This window comes from Pseudomonas sp. P4_B4, assembly GCF_056402255.1.
On the sequence record NZ_JBFUHS010000012.1, the window covers coordinates 20512 to 36402 of the forward strand.

At 60.2% G+C, this 15891-nt stretch carries 13 protein-coding genes; 2 read left to right on the forward strand and 11 right to left on the reverse strand.

The window, feature by feature from the left end:
- Nucleotides 1–40: 40 nt before the first annotated feature.
- From AC1DVE_RS14550 to AC1DVE_RS14560, 3 genes are all read right to left on the reverse strand, one after another.
- A complete protein-coding gene (locus tag AC1DVE_RS14550; protein WP_223459233.1) occupies nt 41–1399 on the reverse strand; it encodes a DUF1329 domain-containing protein in 1359 nt (452 codons plus the stop codon).
- A 41-nt stretch (nt 1400–1440) separates the two neighbouring features.
- Nucleotides 1441–3444 (reverse strand): DUF1302 domain-containing protein, encoded by a 2004-nt coding sequence (locus AC1DVE_RS14555; protein WP_223459231.1) that lies wholly within the window; start codon nt 3442–3444, stop codon nt 1441–1443.
- A gap of 124 nt (nt 3445–3568) precedes the next feature.
- Nucleotides 3569–4135 carry an RBBP9/YdeN family alpha/beta hydrolase gene (locus tag AC1DVE_RS14560; RefSeq protein WP_223459229.1) on the reverse strand — a complete coding sequence of 189 codons (567 nt, stop codon included), beginning with the start codon at nt 4133–4135 and terminating at the stop codon, nt 3569–3571.
- A gap of 355 nt (nt 4136–4490) precedes the next feature.
- On the opposite strand from AC1DVE_RS14560, the gene AC1DVE_RS14565 reads away from it, so the two are divergent.
- Entirely contained in the window at nt 4491–5525 is a 1035-nt protein-coding gene (locus AC1DVE_RS14565; RefSeq protein ID WP_150754899.1) for an AraC family transcriptional regulator, read from the forward strand.
- A 139-nt stretch (nt 5526–5664) separates the two neighbouring features.
- Here the strand turns inward: AC1DVE_RS14565 and AC1DVE_RS14570 are convergent, their stop codons facing one another.
- The 7 genes from AC1DVE_RS14570 to AC1DVE_RS14600 all read right to left on the reverse strand — a co-directional run bounded on the left by AC1DVE_RS14570 (nt 5665) and on the right by AC1DVE_RS14600 (nt 12087).
- Nucleotides 5665–6675, reverse strand: coding sequence for a YeiH family protein (locus AC1DVE_RS14570; protein WP_223459223.1), 1011 nt, complete (start codon nt 6673–6675; stop codon nt 5665–5667).
- On the reverse strand, nt 6672–6998 hold the full coding sequence (locus AC1DVE_RS14575) for a Rieske (2Fe-2S) protein (RefSeq protein ID WP_057716326.1): 327 nt from the start codon (nt 6996–6998) through the stop codon (nt 6672–6674). Before AC1DVE_RS14575 ends, AC1DVE_RS14570 begins: the two co-directional genes overlap by 4 nt.
- Nucleotides 6995–7657: a DsbA family oxidoreductase gene (locus AC1DVE_RS14580; RefSeq protein WP_223459221.1), complete on the reverse strand. Its 663-nt coding sequence runs from the start codon at nt 7655–7657 to the stop codon at nt 6995–6997. The genes AC1DVE_RS14575 and AC1DVE_RS14580 overlap by 4 nt, the downstream gene beginning before the upstream one ends.
- On the reverse strand, nt 7654–8985 hold the full coding sequence (locus tag AC1DVE_RS14585; protein WP_223459219.1) for an MFS transporter: 1332 nt from the start codon (nt 8983–8985) through the stop codon (nt 7654–7656). The genes AC1DVE_RS14580 and AC1DVE_RS14585 overlap by 4 nt, the downstream gene beginning before the upstream one ends.
- 92 nt (nt 8986–9077) lie before the next feature.
- Nucleotides 9078–10130, reverse strand: a complete 1053-nt coding sequence (locus AC1DVE_RS14590) for a beta-keto acid cleavage family enzyme (RefSeq protein ID WP_223459217.1) — start codon at nt 10128–10130, stop codon at nt 9078–9080.
- Nucleotides 10131–10244: 114 nt separating this feature from the next.
- Nucleotides 10245–11093 (reverse strand): TauD/TfdA dioxygenase family protein, encoded by an 849-nt coding sequence (locus AC1DVE_RS14595; RefSeq protein ID WP_007979208.1) that lies wholly within the window; start codon nt 11091–11093, stop codon nt 10245–10247.
- Nucleotides 11094–11106: 13 nt separating this feature from the next.
- Nucleotides 11107–12087, reverse strand: a complete 981-nt coding sequence (locus AC1DVE_RS14600) for a quinone oxidoreductase family protein (protein WP_223448320.1) — start codon at nt 12085–12087, stop codon at nt 11107–11109.
- A gap of 204 nt (nt 12088–12291) precedes the next feature.
- On the opposite strand from AC1DVE_RS14600, the gene AC1DVE_RS14605 reads away from it, so the two are divergent.
- The gene (locus tag AC1DVE_RS14605; protein ID WP_223459215.1) at nt 12292–14214 is read left to right on the forward strand and encodes an alkaline phosphatase D family protein; all 1923 of its coding nucleotides are present in this window, start codon (nt 12292–12294) and stop codon (nt 14212–14214) included.
- Nucleotides 14215–14333: 119 nt separating this feature from the next.
- On the opposite strand, the gene srmL is transcribed toward AC1DVE_RS14605, so the two are convergent.
- A complete protein-coding gene (gene srmL / locus AC1DVE_RS14610) occupies nt 14334–15482 on the reverse strand; it encodes a PheS-related mystery ligase SrmL (RefSeq protein ID WP_223459214.1) in 1149 nt (382 codons plus the stop codon).
- Nucleotides 15483–15891: the final 409 nt, after the last annotated feature.

The following is a 15891-nucleotide window of genomic DNA, read 5'->3' on the forward strand; positions in this document are numbered from 1 at the left end:
CGTCCATCGCGAGCAGGCTCGCTCCCACAATGCGGTTGGCTTAGCGAATACCGGCGCCGGCCAGGGATTCCGAAGACCACTGGGCCTTGGAGAGCGGCTCGATGTACTTGATGCCGCCGTACGGGCCGACTACACCGTTGATGTTGTATGAACCACCGACCAGGTCGTAGATCATGAAGGGCGTCGAATCCGGAACCTGCTTGTCATAGCTCTGGCTCAGGAAGGCGAAGGAACCGCGATAGAGCTGACCACGGGCGTCATATTGATCCGAGGCCAAAGCGGTCCAGCTGTCTTCGTCGAGGTAGAAGCGACGCTTGGCGTAGATGTGACGGGCACCGGCCTTGAGGTTGCCTTCGACGACCCATACACGGTGTTTTTCCCAGCGTACGAAGTCAGGCGACAGGTGATTGGCGGTGGTCAGCGACTTCGGATCCTGGACGTAGGTCAGCTTGTAGGTGTTGTAGGGCACGATCATTTCTTGCTTGCCGACCAGTTTCCAGTCGTAGCGATCCAGTGCACCGTTGAACACGAACACGTCATCGTAGGTGCCCGCGCCAGCGGTACCAGGGTTAGGCGTGTCGTAGGCCAGGCTCGGAGCCAGCTTTACCCGACGCTGCCCCGGCAAGTACTGCCAGGCGCGACGCGGTTGCTGCAACGGGTTGGCGGCGTCCTTGAGCATGATCGCCTCACCGGCGCGGCGCGCAGGGCCGGTGTATGCCAGCTTCATCTGGTAGTACACATCGGAACTGCTGATCGGCTGCGAGAGGTTTTCGTAGATCGGGTAGGAGATGTTCGCTTGCCCGGTGGTCGCCAGGCTAGGAACGCCCGCGGAGTCGACGTTCCAGGAGTCGTACTTGGAGCTGATGCTCACGCCCTGATAACGCAACAGGAAGTTCCACATCGCTTCGTTGCCCGACTGCGGAATCGGGAACGGAATGCCCGGCAGCACGTTGTCAATGGCCAGGCCACCTTCCAGGGACTTGGCGCCGCTGGCGTTCTTCACGCCGTTGTCCAGAATCGCTTGAGGCAGCGACACGGTGCGGTGCGTCGGGAACACGTCGACACGGAACGTCGGGAAACGCTTGGCCAGTTCTACCGTGGTCGCCGTGAGCATGCCCTTGTACTGCTCGACGTTCTTGCCGTCGATCACCAGCACAGGCTTTTCACTGGCAAACGGATCCGGGCGCATGCTGTCGCCGGCTTTGAAGCTGGCCGGCGCAGTGGTCAAGCCACCGTTGTAGGCAGGAATGGAACCATCAGCGTTCCCGGCTTTTTCAGCCCCTACCTGTGTCAGGCTGGTGCCCAGCTTGGCAGCTTCCTGAGTTGAAACAGCAGCCTGTGCCTGAGCGGCAAGGACCATGGCCAGCGAAGCGGCCAACACGGTTTTTACAAATTTCATCTTGTTATTCTCCTGCTTGCATTGAGCAAATCAGTGGTGAATCAGAATGTTGTTTTCATCGTCAGGTACACGGCGCCACGGTCCTCAGTCGTGGCACCACCTCCGGAGAAGGACGAGTAGCCGCCGGCGAAACAGGCGTAGTTTTCGTTGCCGCTAAAGGCGTTCGGGGTGGAGCCGTCACCACCGGTCGGGCCGGTACTCACACCGCTGGTGTTGCACTTGTCGGTTTGGCCAAAGGAGTCCACGTACTTCAGGTCGACAAAGTATTTGTTGTACACAACGGCACCGACGCCCACGGCATAGTTACCGGTGTCCTTGGCACCGCCACCGGAGACCGGCGACACACCAGCAAGACCGACGTTGACCGACATCGGCGCGTTGAGGTCGACACCCGGGAATACCTGGTACCAGGTCGGTGTGAAGTTGACTGCCAGACCCCAGTTGTCACGGGTCGGCGCGTCGATACCGCGATAGCTGCCCTTGCCCTTGTAGAGCGCTTCGTTCTTGCTATCGAGCTTGAGCAGGTTGCTGTAGTACAGCTCGGCAAGCACAGTGGCCTGATCGAACACCGGCGTTTTCGGCAGGGTCATCAGACCGTTGAGTGTCCAGTGCAAGGTGTCGCCGGTGGCGCTCATGCTGTCGCCGCGGCTCGGGGTGTCATAGACCACACCGGTGGCGTCCGTACGTGCAGGCAGCAGACCAAGCCCTTGACCCAGGCCCAGCGGGCTGCGGGTACTGACGATCGCCGGGATACTGGCCAGCGGCATGTTGTGACGAACGTTCAGGTCCGAACCCACGCTCACTCCACCCACGTCCTTGGACAAGCTCAGGCCAAGGATCTTGATGTTGTCGGCATAGGCCAGTTGATAGGTGGCGGTGTCCAGCGAATTGAGGGTGTTGATCACCGCAGGCACTTGTCCCGCCGGACGGGTGCCGTTCGGGTTGGCCGAGGTAATGCCCCTGGCGTCCAGAAAGGCTTGCGGCAGGATTTCCGAGGTTTCGCGGTAGTAAACGCCGAGGGTGCCATCCAGCCAGGCCGGCGACCACTTGGCCATGACGCCCCAGTCGCCGCTGCTGCCCGGTGTCAGGTCATGTCCGCGACGCACGTTGGTCAACGCGTTGCACGGCGCCAGGCCACAACCCAGCGGACTGCCAGGCACCACGGCGTTGGTGTTGCCGAGCAGGAACGATTGCGCACCAAAGCCGATCAGATCGGAACCACCGTAATAAGTGCCCGCTTCCGGCAGACGCGCGGCGTCCCAATCGAGGAAGTACTGGGCACCGACGGTCAGCTCGGGATTGACGGTGAACGACATCGACAACTGGTTACGCGGAACGAACAGTTCCTTGGCTTCGGTGCCCGGCGACGCGGCAAGCTTGGCCAGGTCGAGGCCGGACTGGCCATAGCTGACCGAGTGCACCGGGTTGAGAATGGTCTCGCCCCAGAACACGTTGTGCTGACCGGCCTTGACGCTGAACATCGACTCCTCGCCCACTTCGGTGCTGTAGAACACGAAGGCATCGAGGATTTCGCCCGAAGGACCGCTGTAGTAGCGCTGGGCATAGTTGCTCAGGTGCGGGCTGCCGTTGCCGACGTTGTCATGGGTGACCCCGGCCAGGCGCGGGTCGTTGGCGATCAGGCCCGAACGCGCATCGTTGCCGTTGACGAACGGGTTGGAATTGGAGCCGGTGTTGTCATAGGCCTTGTCGTACCAACTGGCGGCGCTGACGCGAAAACCCATGGCGTTCTTGTAGACCACATCCATTTCGGTCAACAGGTCGATACGATTGGTGATGTTGGTACCGGCCTTGCGAAAGTTGTAGTCGCCGTCGTTGTTGTTCGGCGTTGCCAACATGCGCTTGTCGGCACTTTCGGTGCGCACGCCGTAGTTGTACTTGATGGTGTTATCCACACGTACGTTCCAGTCCGGATTCCCCGTCTCGATCTCGGCCGCATGGGCCACCGGTACGGTTGCCGCGAGAATGGCTGAGGCCAGCAAGGTGCAGCGTGGAGCGGTGAAGCCGTGACTCTTATTGTTGTGCATTGCGTTGTCTCCGCCTTTTTGTATTTGTTTTAAGCGCAGCCGCCCTCGCACAAACCTCTTCGGGTTTGCGTTTAAGGAATGAGGGCAAATGCCGGTTGGCGTACTGCCAGTCCAGCTCCTTGTACTAGCGATCCAGCTCCTGGATGAGTGCCTCGGCTTGCTGCCAATGGCCAAATCCTGCGGCCGGATTGAGATGGCCGACATCGCCCAGGTTGAGCAATTCGGCGCCCCAGCCTTCTGCCATGCGGGTGACCGCAGCAAGACTGGCCAGGTGATCGTTGGTGCTGCCGGCCACGATGCTGCGAAATGGCAGCGGGCCTTGTGGCAGAGGATTCCAGCCCTGGCTACGCAGGGTCTCGGAAGATGGATAGTTTGACGGCCAGACCGCATCGAGGTCCGGTGGCGCGGCCAGCAAGGCGCCCTTGATCGGACGGCTGTAGTGCGCAGCCCAGTGCGCGACCATCAGCACGCCGGCGCTGTGGGCCACCAGAATCACGGGCCCGTCGATCTGTTCGAGTTCGTGTTGAATCGCCCGCACACGGGCCATGCAATCGAGCTTGTCGGTCTCCAGCGGCGCAACACTGCGCACGTTGCTCAGCCTGGCTGCAAGCAAAGTTTGCCAATGTTCGGCCACGTGCTCGCGCAGACCCGGAACGATCAGAATAGTGGCGGCTGTTTGCAGTTTGTCCACGGTCAACACCTTCGCTTTCTCGATAACTCGACTGGCTGTTTTCGCCAGAGGCTTTTTGTAGGGTCGACATTAAAGAGCGCCCACCCGAAGCGCTTTACATTGGACGTCAGGCACTTTTCTTTTGATGACAAATTGTCAGACAGCAGGACAGCGCGACCGCTGGTCGAAAAATCCCGCAGGTTGGCGCAAGGTCACTGTAATCAACGGATGAGCGCTGATGGCTCCATGCAGCGTAGAGGATGGGTGACCGATCAGCATGAAAACCATCAACGACATGACAACTGTTCAACTGTTGATACGCTGGATATAGTCGCCACGCTCACGCCAATCGCCATCGGCCCAAGGAAGACTTTGCATGACCAAGCTTGTTCGCGCCGCCGTCTTGACCAACTACCTGGAGGTCACCCAGTACCTGGGTTTCAACCCGCGCGACGTGCTGGCCGCTGTCGGCCTGAGCAGGGCCCAACTGCAAGCCCCTGAACACCGTATCCAGATCGATGCCGCCGTCCGCTTGCTGGAAGACTCGGCCACCGCCAGCGGCTGCCAGACCTTCGGCCTGAGCATGGCCGAGTCGCGCCAGCTCTCGGACTTCGGCGTGGTCAGCCTGCTGCTCAGCCACCAGCGCACCCTGCGCGATGCCTTGCAGGTCGTGGTGGATTACCGGCACCTGATGAACGACTCGCTGGCCATCTTCATTGAAGAGGCCGGCAAGATGGTGATCATTCGCGAAGAGGTGGTCACCGAATCGCCGATGCCCAGCCGCCAGGCCACGGAGCTGGCCATCGGCGTGATGTTCCGGCTGTGCTCGGCCCTGCTCGGTTCACACTGGCACCCCTACAGCGTCAACTTCATGCACCAGCCACCGGACAACCTGCACCTGCACCGCCGGCTGTTCGGCTGCAACCTGGAGTTCGGCAGCGAGTTCAACGGCATCGTCTGCCCTGACGTCAGCCTCGACGTGACCAACCCCAACGCCGACCCGGCCATGGCCCGCTACGCCCAGAGCTACCTCGACTCGCTGCAGAACCACGAAGGCGCCTCGATGCTGTTCGAGGTGCGCAAGGCCATCTACCTGCTGCTGCCCATGGGGCGCGCCACCATCGAACAGGTCGCCCAGAGCCAGGGCATGAACGTGCGCACTCTGCAACGCCGCCTCAAGGACGACGGCTGCGCCTTCAACGACGTGATCAACGACGTGCGCCGCGACCTGGTGCTGCGTTACCTGGACAACCCGAATTATCCGCTGAGCCGCATTGCCGACATGCTTGGCTACTCGATGGCGAGTTCGTTTACGCGGTGGTTCATTAGCCAGTTCGGTATGCCGCCGGCTTCATGGCGTGCGCAAAAACAATCCACAGCAAAACCTGTCGCAGGCCCGAAAGATCTCTGAATCGACCGCACAAAAAAAACGGCGACTGCTGGTACAGTCGCCGCGAAAGACCGGTGTTTGTAGCACCGGTCTGGAGCCCCACGGCATGAGGAGTCAACGCCGTGCAGCCCTGCCATAAAACGAACGAGTGGTGACGCGCTCAGAGGCCCCAGTGCAGTAACAACAGCACCAGCACGACCAGGAACACCGTCTCCCCGACCATCAGCAGAATCGGCTTGATCCCGACCGCCGCCAGCTCCTTGAGCCGGGTCTTCATGCCCAGGGCACTGATGGATATCACCAGGCACCAGCGCGACAGTTCGTTGACCGATCCTTGCACTGCAGGCGCTATCCATCCGGTGCTGTTGATGCAGGCCAGAATCAGAAAGCCGACGGCGAACCACGGCAACAGCGGCGGGCGTTTGCCGGTCGGGTCGGCGCCTTGCATGCGGGTGATCATCGCCGCGGTGACGATCACCGGCAGCAGCATGGCAACGCGCATCAGCTTGACCACCGTGGCCGTGTCGCCGGTCTCGGTCGACATGCTGTAGCCGGCGCCGACCACCTGGGCCACGTCGTGGATCGTGGCGCCGAGGAACACGCCCGCCACCTGCGGTGACAACTGCAGCCAGTTGGCGATCATCGGGTAGATGATCATCGCCATCGTCGACAACGCCGACACGCCAATGACCGTGAACAGTGTGGCGCGCTCTTTCTGCGGATGGTTCGGCAGCGCTGCAGCCAATGCCAGGGCCGCCGAGGCGCCGCAGATGGCCGTCGCGCCGCCGGTGAGCATGCCGAACAGGCGCTGGAAGCCCAGGGCCTTGGCGGCGATCACAGACACGCTGATGGTCACTACCACCAGGATCACCACCAGCGCGATCGGCTTCCAGCCCAGCGCCGCCATTTGCTCCAGGGTGATGCGCATGCCCAGCAGTGCCACGCCAATGCGCAGCACCGTGCGGGCGGTGAACTCGATACCGGCCTTGCAGGGGCCGTCATCGGCGAGAAAATTCAGGGCCATGCCCAGCAGCAAGGCAAACAGCATGACCGGCGCACCGTAGTGCTCGGACAAGAACGACGCGGCGGCCGCGACAATCAGACTGACGATAAACCCCGGTGCCAGTTCGCGCGTGCGACTGTGGATACGGGTAAGAGCAATGGCGCTCATGGCGCGGACTCCTCGGATGCGATGACGATAAACGCCTGGCCGTCGATGATCTCGACCGGGTAGTTGGTGACTTTGACCTGCCTGGAATTGAGCAGGTAGCCGCTGTGCAAATCGAAGCGCAAACCATGGGCGAGGCATTGAATCACCCGACCCTCAAGACGCCCTCCGCATAGCGAAGAGCCCTGGTGCGGGCAGCTGTCGTCAATGGCAAACAACTGCCCGTCGACGTTGAACAGCGCCAGGCTTTTGTCTTCAAACTCGAACAGCGCCCGGCCACCGGCCTGCGGGTGCTTGCCGGCTGGCACGGGAATGCGCCGGGTCATGCTGGCTGCCGCTCGTGATCACTTTCTTTCAGTGCCTGGTTCATGGCTGCGAGCAATGCCTCGGCAGGTTGCGCGCCCACGACCGTCATGCGGCGGTCGAACTGAAAACTCGGCACGCCACTGCTCGCGCCGGGGGATCCTTCAAACGGCGTGGCATCGCCCTTCAGACAATCGAGCACCCCGTCCGGGGCGACGCCGCAGGCGCGGGCAATGGCAAGCAAGGTCTCACGGCAACCGAGGTTTTCGCGTCTTAGGAAATAAGCGGCGAACAGTCGTTCGAGCAACATTTCACGCTGACTGGCATTGCCCAGTGCGCTGGCACGTTCGAACAAACGATGGGCGTCTGCGGTATTGGGCATCGTCTCGATACGGCTGAGGTCAATGGCCAATCCAACTGCCCCGGCAGCCTGCTGTACCTGGTTCTGGCGCATGGCCACGGCGTCGACATTGCCCAGACGCTTGCGGTAGAAATCGGCGAAGGGTTCACCTTCTACCGGTATCTGAGGCAACAGCTGCACGCCATGCCACACCGTGGTGATCTGCACATCCGGGTGACGACTACGAAACTGTACCTGCGCATGCTCCAGTTGACGTTTGCCGATCAGGCACCAGGGGCAGATAAAATCGAAAAACACATCAATACGTAAACGACGACTCACAACTTCACCTCTATCCCGGCTTCACCGATAGGGTCAGGCACGCTCTGACCCTGAAGGCGGGCAATATCTTTGTGATAATGACACTTGGCATAAAAGAACACCGCTGCCGCCGCGAGGCTGACCAGTGGCACCAGTTGAAACGCGGCATGCAGACCGATGAGGTCCGACACCCGGCCAGTGATGAACGGCCCCGGCGCCAGCCCCAGCATGTTGTTGGCCAGGGTCAGCGTGGCGAACGCCGTACCGTGCACCGAGTAATGGGTAAGGTTGGCGACCATCGCACCGGCGGGACCAGTGGTACCGGTGGCAATCAGCATGCCCAGGCAGATCAGCAGCAGTTGCACTGGCCCTGCCTGCAAGGCAAAGGCCGCCGACAGCAACAGGCAACTGCCCAGGCAGAAGCCGATAGCCAGGCTGACCTTGCGCTCCGGCGAGTTGCGACACAGCCGATCACTGAGCATGCCGCACAGGATCATCCCCGCGCCGCTGCACAACACGATGATCGCCGCCATGCCACCGGCCTTGTCGGTGGGCATGTCGTAGTAGCGGTTGAGGTAGCTGGGAATCCACACCATCACCGTACCGCCGACGAACAACTGCAAACCGCTGGCGACGTAGGTCGCTACCACCGAACGGCTGGACCACAGCGTGCGCAGCGGACGCTTGACCGCGGCGGCCGTCTTGTTCGCAATCTGCGCGGCACGTTGTGGCGCAATGCGCGCCTCCTTGACGATGAGCGGATAGAGCACCGCCAGAAACAGGCCAAACAGCGACATGCCGGCGAACGACCAGCGCCAGCCCAGCTTGGCGGCAATCGCACCGCCCAAAGCCATGCCCAACACCGAACCGAACATCCCGCCGGCCATGAAGGCGCTGGCCAGGGTGGCGCGCATGTGTTTGGGGAACACCGAGATCACCACGGCGATGCCCACGCTGCCGTAGGCGGCTTCGCCGACGCCGACCATGAATCGCGCGATGAACATCTGCTGGTAGTCCTGAGCCAACGCGCAACCCAGGGTCGCCACGCTCCACAGGAACGCCATCAGCGCCAGGCTCTTGACCCGGCCGAAACGGTCAGCCATCAACGACAGGGGAAACGTCAGCAGGCCGACCATCAGGGCAACGATGCCACTGAGCAGACCGAGCTGTCCGTCGCTCAACACCCACTCAGTCTTGAGCAGGGGGAATACCGCGTTCAGCACCTGACGCGACATGTAATCGGAAATCAACAGACCGAACGTCAAGGCAAAGACGATCCAGGCATATTGGCGCGCAACGCCGACTCCGCTGGAGTCGTCATCGTCAGCGGCTATTGGGTGAAAGGCCATGCAGCCTCCTCAAGAGCTTTGTTTTATTTTTGTTATCAAGCGTGTAACGGTCAGGCGGACGAGAGGTCACGGCCTCTCGTCCCGACCCACGGTCAACCGCGTTGCGGAGTACCTTTCTGCCCAGCCTTGCGGTTGGGGGCCATGCCGTTGGCCAACAGGGTTTCTTCGATGGTTTCGTACTGCACGCCGATGCGGTAGATCTCGCGGGCTTCTTTGCCGGTGGCGATTTCACGGCCCAGTTCATGGGCAATGCGCACGGTTTGCTGGATTTGTGCAACCGAGCCGAAACGGTCGCCCTTGTGGTCAATGATAGTGTCTTCATTGCCCACACGCGGGTGCATGCCCATGGCCATCGACATGGTGTTGAACGGCATGACGTTCTTGAGCAGCGATTCGGAGGTCAGGGTGCAACCGTCCGGCGCGCGGTGGATGAAGTTGAAGAAGTTGAACGGGTTCGGGCCGTCGAAACCGCCGCCGATGCCGATCCAGGTCAGGTTCAGCGGGCCCTTGTAAATGCCCCTGCGCACCAGGCGCTCGAGGGTTTCCATGGCGTGCATGCCGGTCAGCTGGAAGTGCGGCTGGATGCCATTGTCCATCAAGCGCTTGAGGTGCTCGGCAACCCAGGCCGGACCTGCCGGTACGGTCATCTCGCTGTAGGCAGCCTGGGTCATCGGGTTGGCCAGGGAGGTGCCTTCCAGGTATTCCGGATACAGCAGCTCCATGATGTTCATTTGCGTGGTGTTGATCGCGACCGTGACCTGATCCGGTTTTGGCGTCAGCTCGGCCAGCATGTGGCGAGTGTCGTCGGACAGCCACTTGGCCGCTTCGCCATCGCTTTCCGGAGCGAAGGAAATCGAGCCGCCGACCTGGATGATCATGTCCGGCACGGCTTCACGCACACCGGCAATCAGCTCGTTGAATTTCGACAGGCGCTTGGAGCCCTTGCCGTCCAGTTCGCGCACATGCAGGTGCAGCACGGTGGCGCCGGCTTCATAGCATTCGACCGCTTTCTGGACTTGCTCATCCATGGTCAACGGGATGTCTTCCGGGAAGTCTTCGGGCATCCACTCCGGGCCGTACGGGGCCACGGTAATGACTACCTTTTCCATGTTTTCGGGGTGCAGGGAATCGTCGAAGAATTGCATGGTTACTCCAGTTCTTATGCCAGTTCTTATGATTGTCCCGCCCACCCGGGGTCGTGCCGGGCAGACGTGTTTACGAGTGCGAATGCTGCGAATGCGAATGCAGGTGGCGTTCGATCAGAACGTCTTGTCGCCGATAATCCCGGCACGCTCCATCTTGCGATGGCACGGCGGGTAATCCATGACGGCGTAGTGCTGGGTACTGCGGTTGTCCCAGATGGCGATGCTGTTGGGCTTCCAGCGCCAGCGCACCTGATACTCAGGGATGTACGCCTGGCTGATCAGGTAACGCAGCAACTCGCCGGCGCCGGGGTTGGCGTCCTGGCCGAAACGCACCCGCTCAGGGGTGTGGTAGTTGCTGAAGTGGGTGGTGAAGGCGTTGACGAACAGCACCTTCTCGCCGGTTTCCGGATGGGTGCGCACCACCGGGTGTTCGGCGTCCGGGTACATCGCCTTGAGCGCCAGGCGTTTTTCAATCGGCATGGCGGCACCGAAGCTCGCTTCGATGCTGTGGCGGGCACGCAGGTCGGCGATCTTGACCTTTACGTCTTCCGGCAAGTTCGCATAGGCCTGGACCATGTTGGTCCACATGGTGTCGCCGCCCACTGGCGGGCATTCCACGCAACGCAGCACGCAGCCCATCGGCGGTGCTTCGCGCCAGGTGGCGTCGGTGTGCCAGGCGTTTTCGTAGCGGTCCATCGGCTGGTCCGGATTCTTGTAGATCCGCACCAGACCCGGATGATCCGGATCACTGCCGGCCACCGGATGATCTTCCAGCTCGCCGAAGCGTCGGGCGAAGGCCACGTGCTCGGCGCGGGTGATGTCCTGATCACGCAGGAACACCACGCGGTGCTTGAGCAACTGGGCACGAATCTCGGCAAACAGACCGTCGTCATGCACCGCGTCGGCCAGGTTGACGCCGATCAGTTCGGCGCCAATGCTGCAGGTCAATTGTTCGACTTTCATGGCTGGCCGCTCCTTAAATGACGAAAATCGACGAGCCGGTAGTCTTGCGAGATTCAAGGTCGCGGTGGGCCTGCACGGCATCCTGCAAGGCGTAGTGCTGGTTGATCTCGATCTTGATCCGGCCGCTGCCGACGTGGTCGAACAACTCGCCAGCCAGGGCGGCTTTTTCGGCCGGGTCGCTGATGTAGTTGGCCAGGGCCGGACGGGTCAGGTACAGCGAACCTTTCATCGCCAGCATCACCGGGTCGAACGCCGGGATCGGTCCGGATGCGGTACCCACGCAGACCATCAGGCCACGGGGTTTCAACGAATCCAGCGAACCCATGAAGGTGTTCTTGCCAACACTGTCGAACACCACGTTGACGCCCACACCGTCGGTCAATTCGCGAACTCGAGCGGCGACGTCTTCATGGCTGTAATTGATCGTATGGTCGCAACCGTGAGCCCGGGCGATTTCCGCCTTTTGCTCGGTCGAAACCGTACCGATCACGTTCAGGCCCAGCAGTTTGGCCCACTGCGAAACGATCAGACCGACACCGCCAGCGGCGGCATGCAACAGGATGCTGTCGCCCGGCTTGAAGTCGTAGATGCGGCGCATCAGGTACGAAGACGTCAGGCCACGCATGGTCATCGCGGCAGCGGTCTCGAAGCTGATGGTTTCCGGCAGCTTGATCAGCGGCGCGGCCGGGATCAGGCGCTCGGTGCTGTAGGCGCCGAGGGTGTTGAGAAAACCGGTGTAGGTGACACGATCACCGACCTCGACATTGGTGACCCCTTCACCAACGGCCTGGACTACGCCAGAGGCCTCGACGCCCATGCCGTTGGGCATCGGAATCGGGTAGGTGCCGTTGCGGAAATAGGTGTCGGCATAGTTCAGGCCAACTGCCACATGACGAAGCCGAACCTGGCCGGGACCGGGTTCGCCGACTTCGACGTCCTCATAACGTAGAACTTCGGGACCACCGGTTTCGTAGAAGCGTACGGCTTTGGCCATTTTTCTTATTCTCCAATCTGCAATATGGGCGTGTTGCATCGAATTGCGCTGATTGGACTGTAGGACGAGGCCTGTTGAGACGCTTCTCATCAGACGACAATGGCTTTTCATTTGGTGACAGGCGGAAACGGGATCGTCTAGCCGGTCCCGCCGCCACCTGCGCTATCATCGCCCGCCTCGATCCCCCAAGAGTCTTGAACCCGGATGCCCGACACGCTGCCACTGCCCGACGATCACCAAGCCTTGCCGCCGGTCCTGGCGGGCCCGCTGTTGCGGCGTCTTGAGCCCACGCGGCTGGTGCTGTGGCTGGTGGGTTCCCGGGCGCTGGCGCTGACCTTGCGCTTGCAGGGCGTCGGCGATATCCGTCTCGATGCCGGGCAATGCACGGTGATTGCGGTGGGTGCTCATGCCTTTGTGCACTTGATCGATGTGCACCTCGATTGCGCCCTGCCCTGCGATGAGTCGATCGACTATGACCTGTTGATCGATGACACAGAACAAGGCATCGCCGACTGGGCGCCGCACCTGCTGTATGGAGACGCCCGTTGCCCGAACTTCGTCCTGCGCGCACGGGTCGACCAGTTGCTGCATGGCTCTTGCCGCAAGCCTCATCACCCGGCGACAGACGGCTTGCTGTGCGTCGACCAGCTGCTGGCGCAGGAACACGCGGCCAAGGACCGCCCGGCACTGCTGATGATGACGGGCGATCAGGTCTACGCCGACGATGTCGCGGGGCCGATGTTGCGGGCGATTCACGCTTTGATCGAGCGCCTGGGCCTGTTCGGGGAACACCTCGAAGGCGCCGTGGTCAGCGACAGCGCCGGGCTTTACGAGCATCCGGCCAGTTACTACCACCGTGCGGATCTGCTGCCGGCACTGCAAAGCAATGAAACCCTGCGCGAGCGATTTTTCGGTGGCGCGCGCAAGCCGATTTTCACCAGCAGCAGTGCCGACAATCACCTGGTGACCTTCGCCGAAGTCATGGCCATGTACTTGTTGGTCTGGTCGCCAGTGCCCTGGACCCTGATCGCGCCCCAGGCACCGACGCTGACGCCGGAACGGCTCAAGCGCTACGCCCTTGAACAGACGCGTATCGATGCCTTCAAGGCAGGCCTTGGCAACGTCGCACGGGCACTGGCGCATCTGCCGACGCTGATGATTTTCGACGACCACGACATCACCGATGACTGGAACCTTAGCGCGCAATGGGAGGAAACGGCCTACGGCCATCCGTTCTCCCGGCGCATCATCGGCAACGCGCTGCTGGCGTACATGTTGTGCCAGGGCTGGGGCAACAATCCGGATGCTTTCGCCGCAGTGCTGGATAAGGCCGGCGCGTTGAGCGATAGCGCACGCGACCGTCACCTCGACAGCACGGGTCAGGATGATTTGATCGATGACCTGCTGAAGTTTCAGCACTGGCATTACGTGCTGCCGACCACCCCGGCCATCGTGGTGATCGACACCCGCACCCGGCGCTGGCGCAGCGAAATGAACCTCAAGCAACCTTCCGGCTTGCTCGACTGGGAAGCCCTGAGCGAACTGCAACAGGAACTGCTGGACCACCCGAGCGCGATCATCGTTTCACCGGCGCCGATCTTCGGCGTCAAGCTGATTGAAACCGTGCAGCGGGTATTCAGCTGGTGCGGTTATCCACTTCTGGTGGACGCGGAAAACTGGATGGCCCATCGCGGTGCGGCACAGGTGATCCTGAACATTTTCCGCCACTCGCGCACGCCGGGTAACTACGTGGTGCTGTCGGGCGATGTGCACTATTCCTTCGTCTACGAAGTGCTGATCCGCCATCGCAAGGCCGGGCCGCGCATCTGGCAGATCACCAGCAGCGGCATCAAGAACGAATTCCCCGCCACCCTGCTCGAGTGGTTCGACCGCCTCAACCGCTGGCTGTACTCGCCACGCTCACCGTTGAACTGGCTGACCAAGCGTCGCCGCATGCGCATCGTGCCCCACGTGCCCGAACACGCCGAAGCCGGTGAGCGGCTTTGGAACTCGGCGGGGATCGGGCAGGTGTTCTTTAATGACCTGGGGCAGCCGCAGACCATCTATCAGCACAACTCGAACGGCTCGCCGAAGACCCGGATGATTGCGCCGGAAGGAGATGATTGAGGTAAAGAAGACACCACAAAAAACTGTGGGAGCGACGGTGCGGCGAGCAGGCTCGCACACACTGGATTTCTGGCATGTACTCTTTCCAGATCCTGTGGGCCTGCTCGCGAAGAGGTCAGTTAAATATTGGGGGAATCCATTCTGTAACCCGCACCCGGCGAACCTTCATGGAGTGCCACCTGAATTTTCGAATACAAGGCATTCGCCTCAGCAGTGGTGATTGATCGCGAACAATCACGCAGTACAACACGTAGCAGCACATTCTCCTGCCCCGGCAGCAATCCGAGGCGATCAATGGCCTGCAGAGGCAGTTCTGTGAACGCCCAGCGCCCTTTGATCTGCATTTCCTCGATCCAATCTGAACAATCGCCAGCTGCCTGCAACATCCTTTCAGTCAACACTTCCTCCCTCAGCCCCGGCGTTACCGCTAACGAAATATCACGAGTAATCGAAGGCAACCGAGAGACGGCGCTCCACGGATCCAGATCATGCATCTGTGCCTGTACTCGTTCGTTCTGATCACGCAGCAAACGAATATCCGGAATGCCTTTGCGCAGCATGGTCAAGCGATCCAATCCCATTCCCAGCGCCAGACCTCCATGACGCAAAGGATCGATCTTCAGTCGCTCCAATAATGATTTGGCAATTCGACCGCACTCCAGAACCTCTACAGGGACGCCGTCATTCAACAGATTTACTTCGATCCCGCCCTCAGTGTAGTGATGCGGACTATCACTGTAGATCCAAGGCATATCAGGCACGGCGGATTTGAGGATATCGCCGACCAGGCAAAGTAAATGCTCATGCGTCGACAAATCAGGATCACCGAGCACCCAGATATCCATCTGATGCGGCTGCGCACAATGCCAACGATCCCGGCTGTCGCGACGAAAAGTGATACCAGGCGCGGCCAATAATATTGACTGCCCCGGTTGTCGTAGCTTGGCCGCTCGCTGAAGCGCAGACGGAATTTGGCTAGTGGTTTGCGTCCGTAACAGAGACCACTCGTCAACCCATCGAGTGTGTGCACTTCCAAGCGTAATCTCAGATGGGTCATAACCAAGCAATCCGTAGTTTTCTTCAGCGGAAACAATTCTCGGCCCCGTCTGCACTTGCGCTTGTGGCCAGCCCTTATCCGTTAACCCTTGAAGGACCTCCTTGAGCAATAATCGAATGGCGTGATCGGGTGTAGCGGGCTCAGTTAGATCAGCCAGTAACAAGGCTTGGTGTACGGATGTCTCTGTCAGATATTTCTTTGATTCCTGCACTACACAACCCCTTATTAACAATTGAATGTAGCCCCTCGCAAAAAGAGCCCCATAGACCAACCTAACGATTTAAGATCGTCCATCACAACCAAATTCGGTGAAAAACTAAATTTTCAGAAGAGGACTACAGCCACTACTTACACAAATAACCAAGAGCTTCTTACAAGACGCCTCACGAGCATCATTAATTCTAAAAAAACCTCAAGCAGCCTATTTAATACATCAAAAAAATCTGTATTAATTATTTCGCCCCCTCAAGACCACTTGGGAGCACAAAACCAACAAAATGAAAAAGGATGATCAAATGAAAAAGAAAAATGTCGTTAAAGAAAAGCTCACCCGCATAACTTCCGGCCCGGAAAATTTTGGCTGGGCGCCGTTAGCTTGGGCTCATACTGAAGAGTAAACG

Bases quoted from the DNA above. Each gene is read 5' to 3' on its own strand.
- AC1DVE_RS14555 (WP_223459231.1), bottom strand. From the start codon at position 3,444: ATGCACAACAATAAGAGTCACGGCTTCACCGCTCCACGCTGCACCTTG.
- AC1DVE_RS14575 (WP_057716326.1), bottom strand. From the start codon at position 6,998: ATGACCCGGCGCATTCCCGTGCCAGCCGGCAAGCACCCGCAGGCCGGT.
- AC1DVE_RS14585 (WP_223459219.1), bottom strand. From the start codon at position 8,985: ATGGCCTTTCACCCAATAGCCGCTGACGATGACGACTCCAGCGGAGTC.
- AC1DVE_RS14550 (WP_223459233.1), bottom strand. From the start codon at position 1,399: ATGAAATTTGTAAAAACCGTGTTGGCCGCTTCGCTGGCCATGGTCCTT.
- AC1DVE_RS14570 (WP_223459223.1), bottom strand. From the start codon at position 6,675: ATGAGCGCCATTGCTCTTACCCGTATCCACAGTCGCACGCGCGAACTG.
- AC1DVE_RS14590 (WP_223459217.1), bottom strand. From the start codon at position 10,130: ATGCAATTCTTCGACGATTCCCTGCACCCCGAAAACATGGAAAAGGTA.
- AC1DVE_RS14605 (WP_223459215.1), top strand. From the start codon at position 12,292: ATGCCCGACACGCTGCCACTGCCCGACGATCACCAAGCCTTGCCGCCG.
- AC1DVE_RS14595 (WP_007979208.1), bottom strand. From the start codon at position 11,093: ATGAAAGTCGAACAATTGACCTGCAGCATTGGCGCCGAACTGATCGGC.
- AC1DVE_RS14565 (WP_150754899.1), top strand. From the start codon at position 4,491: ATGACCAAGCTTGTTCGCGCCGCCGTCTTGACCAACTACCTGGAGGTC.
- AC1DVE_RS14600 (WP_223448320.1), bottom strand. From the start codon at position 12,087: ATGGCCAAAGCCGTACGCTTCTACGAAACCGGTGGTCCCGAAGTTCTA.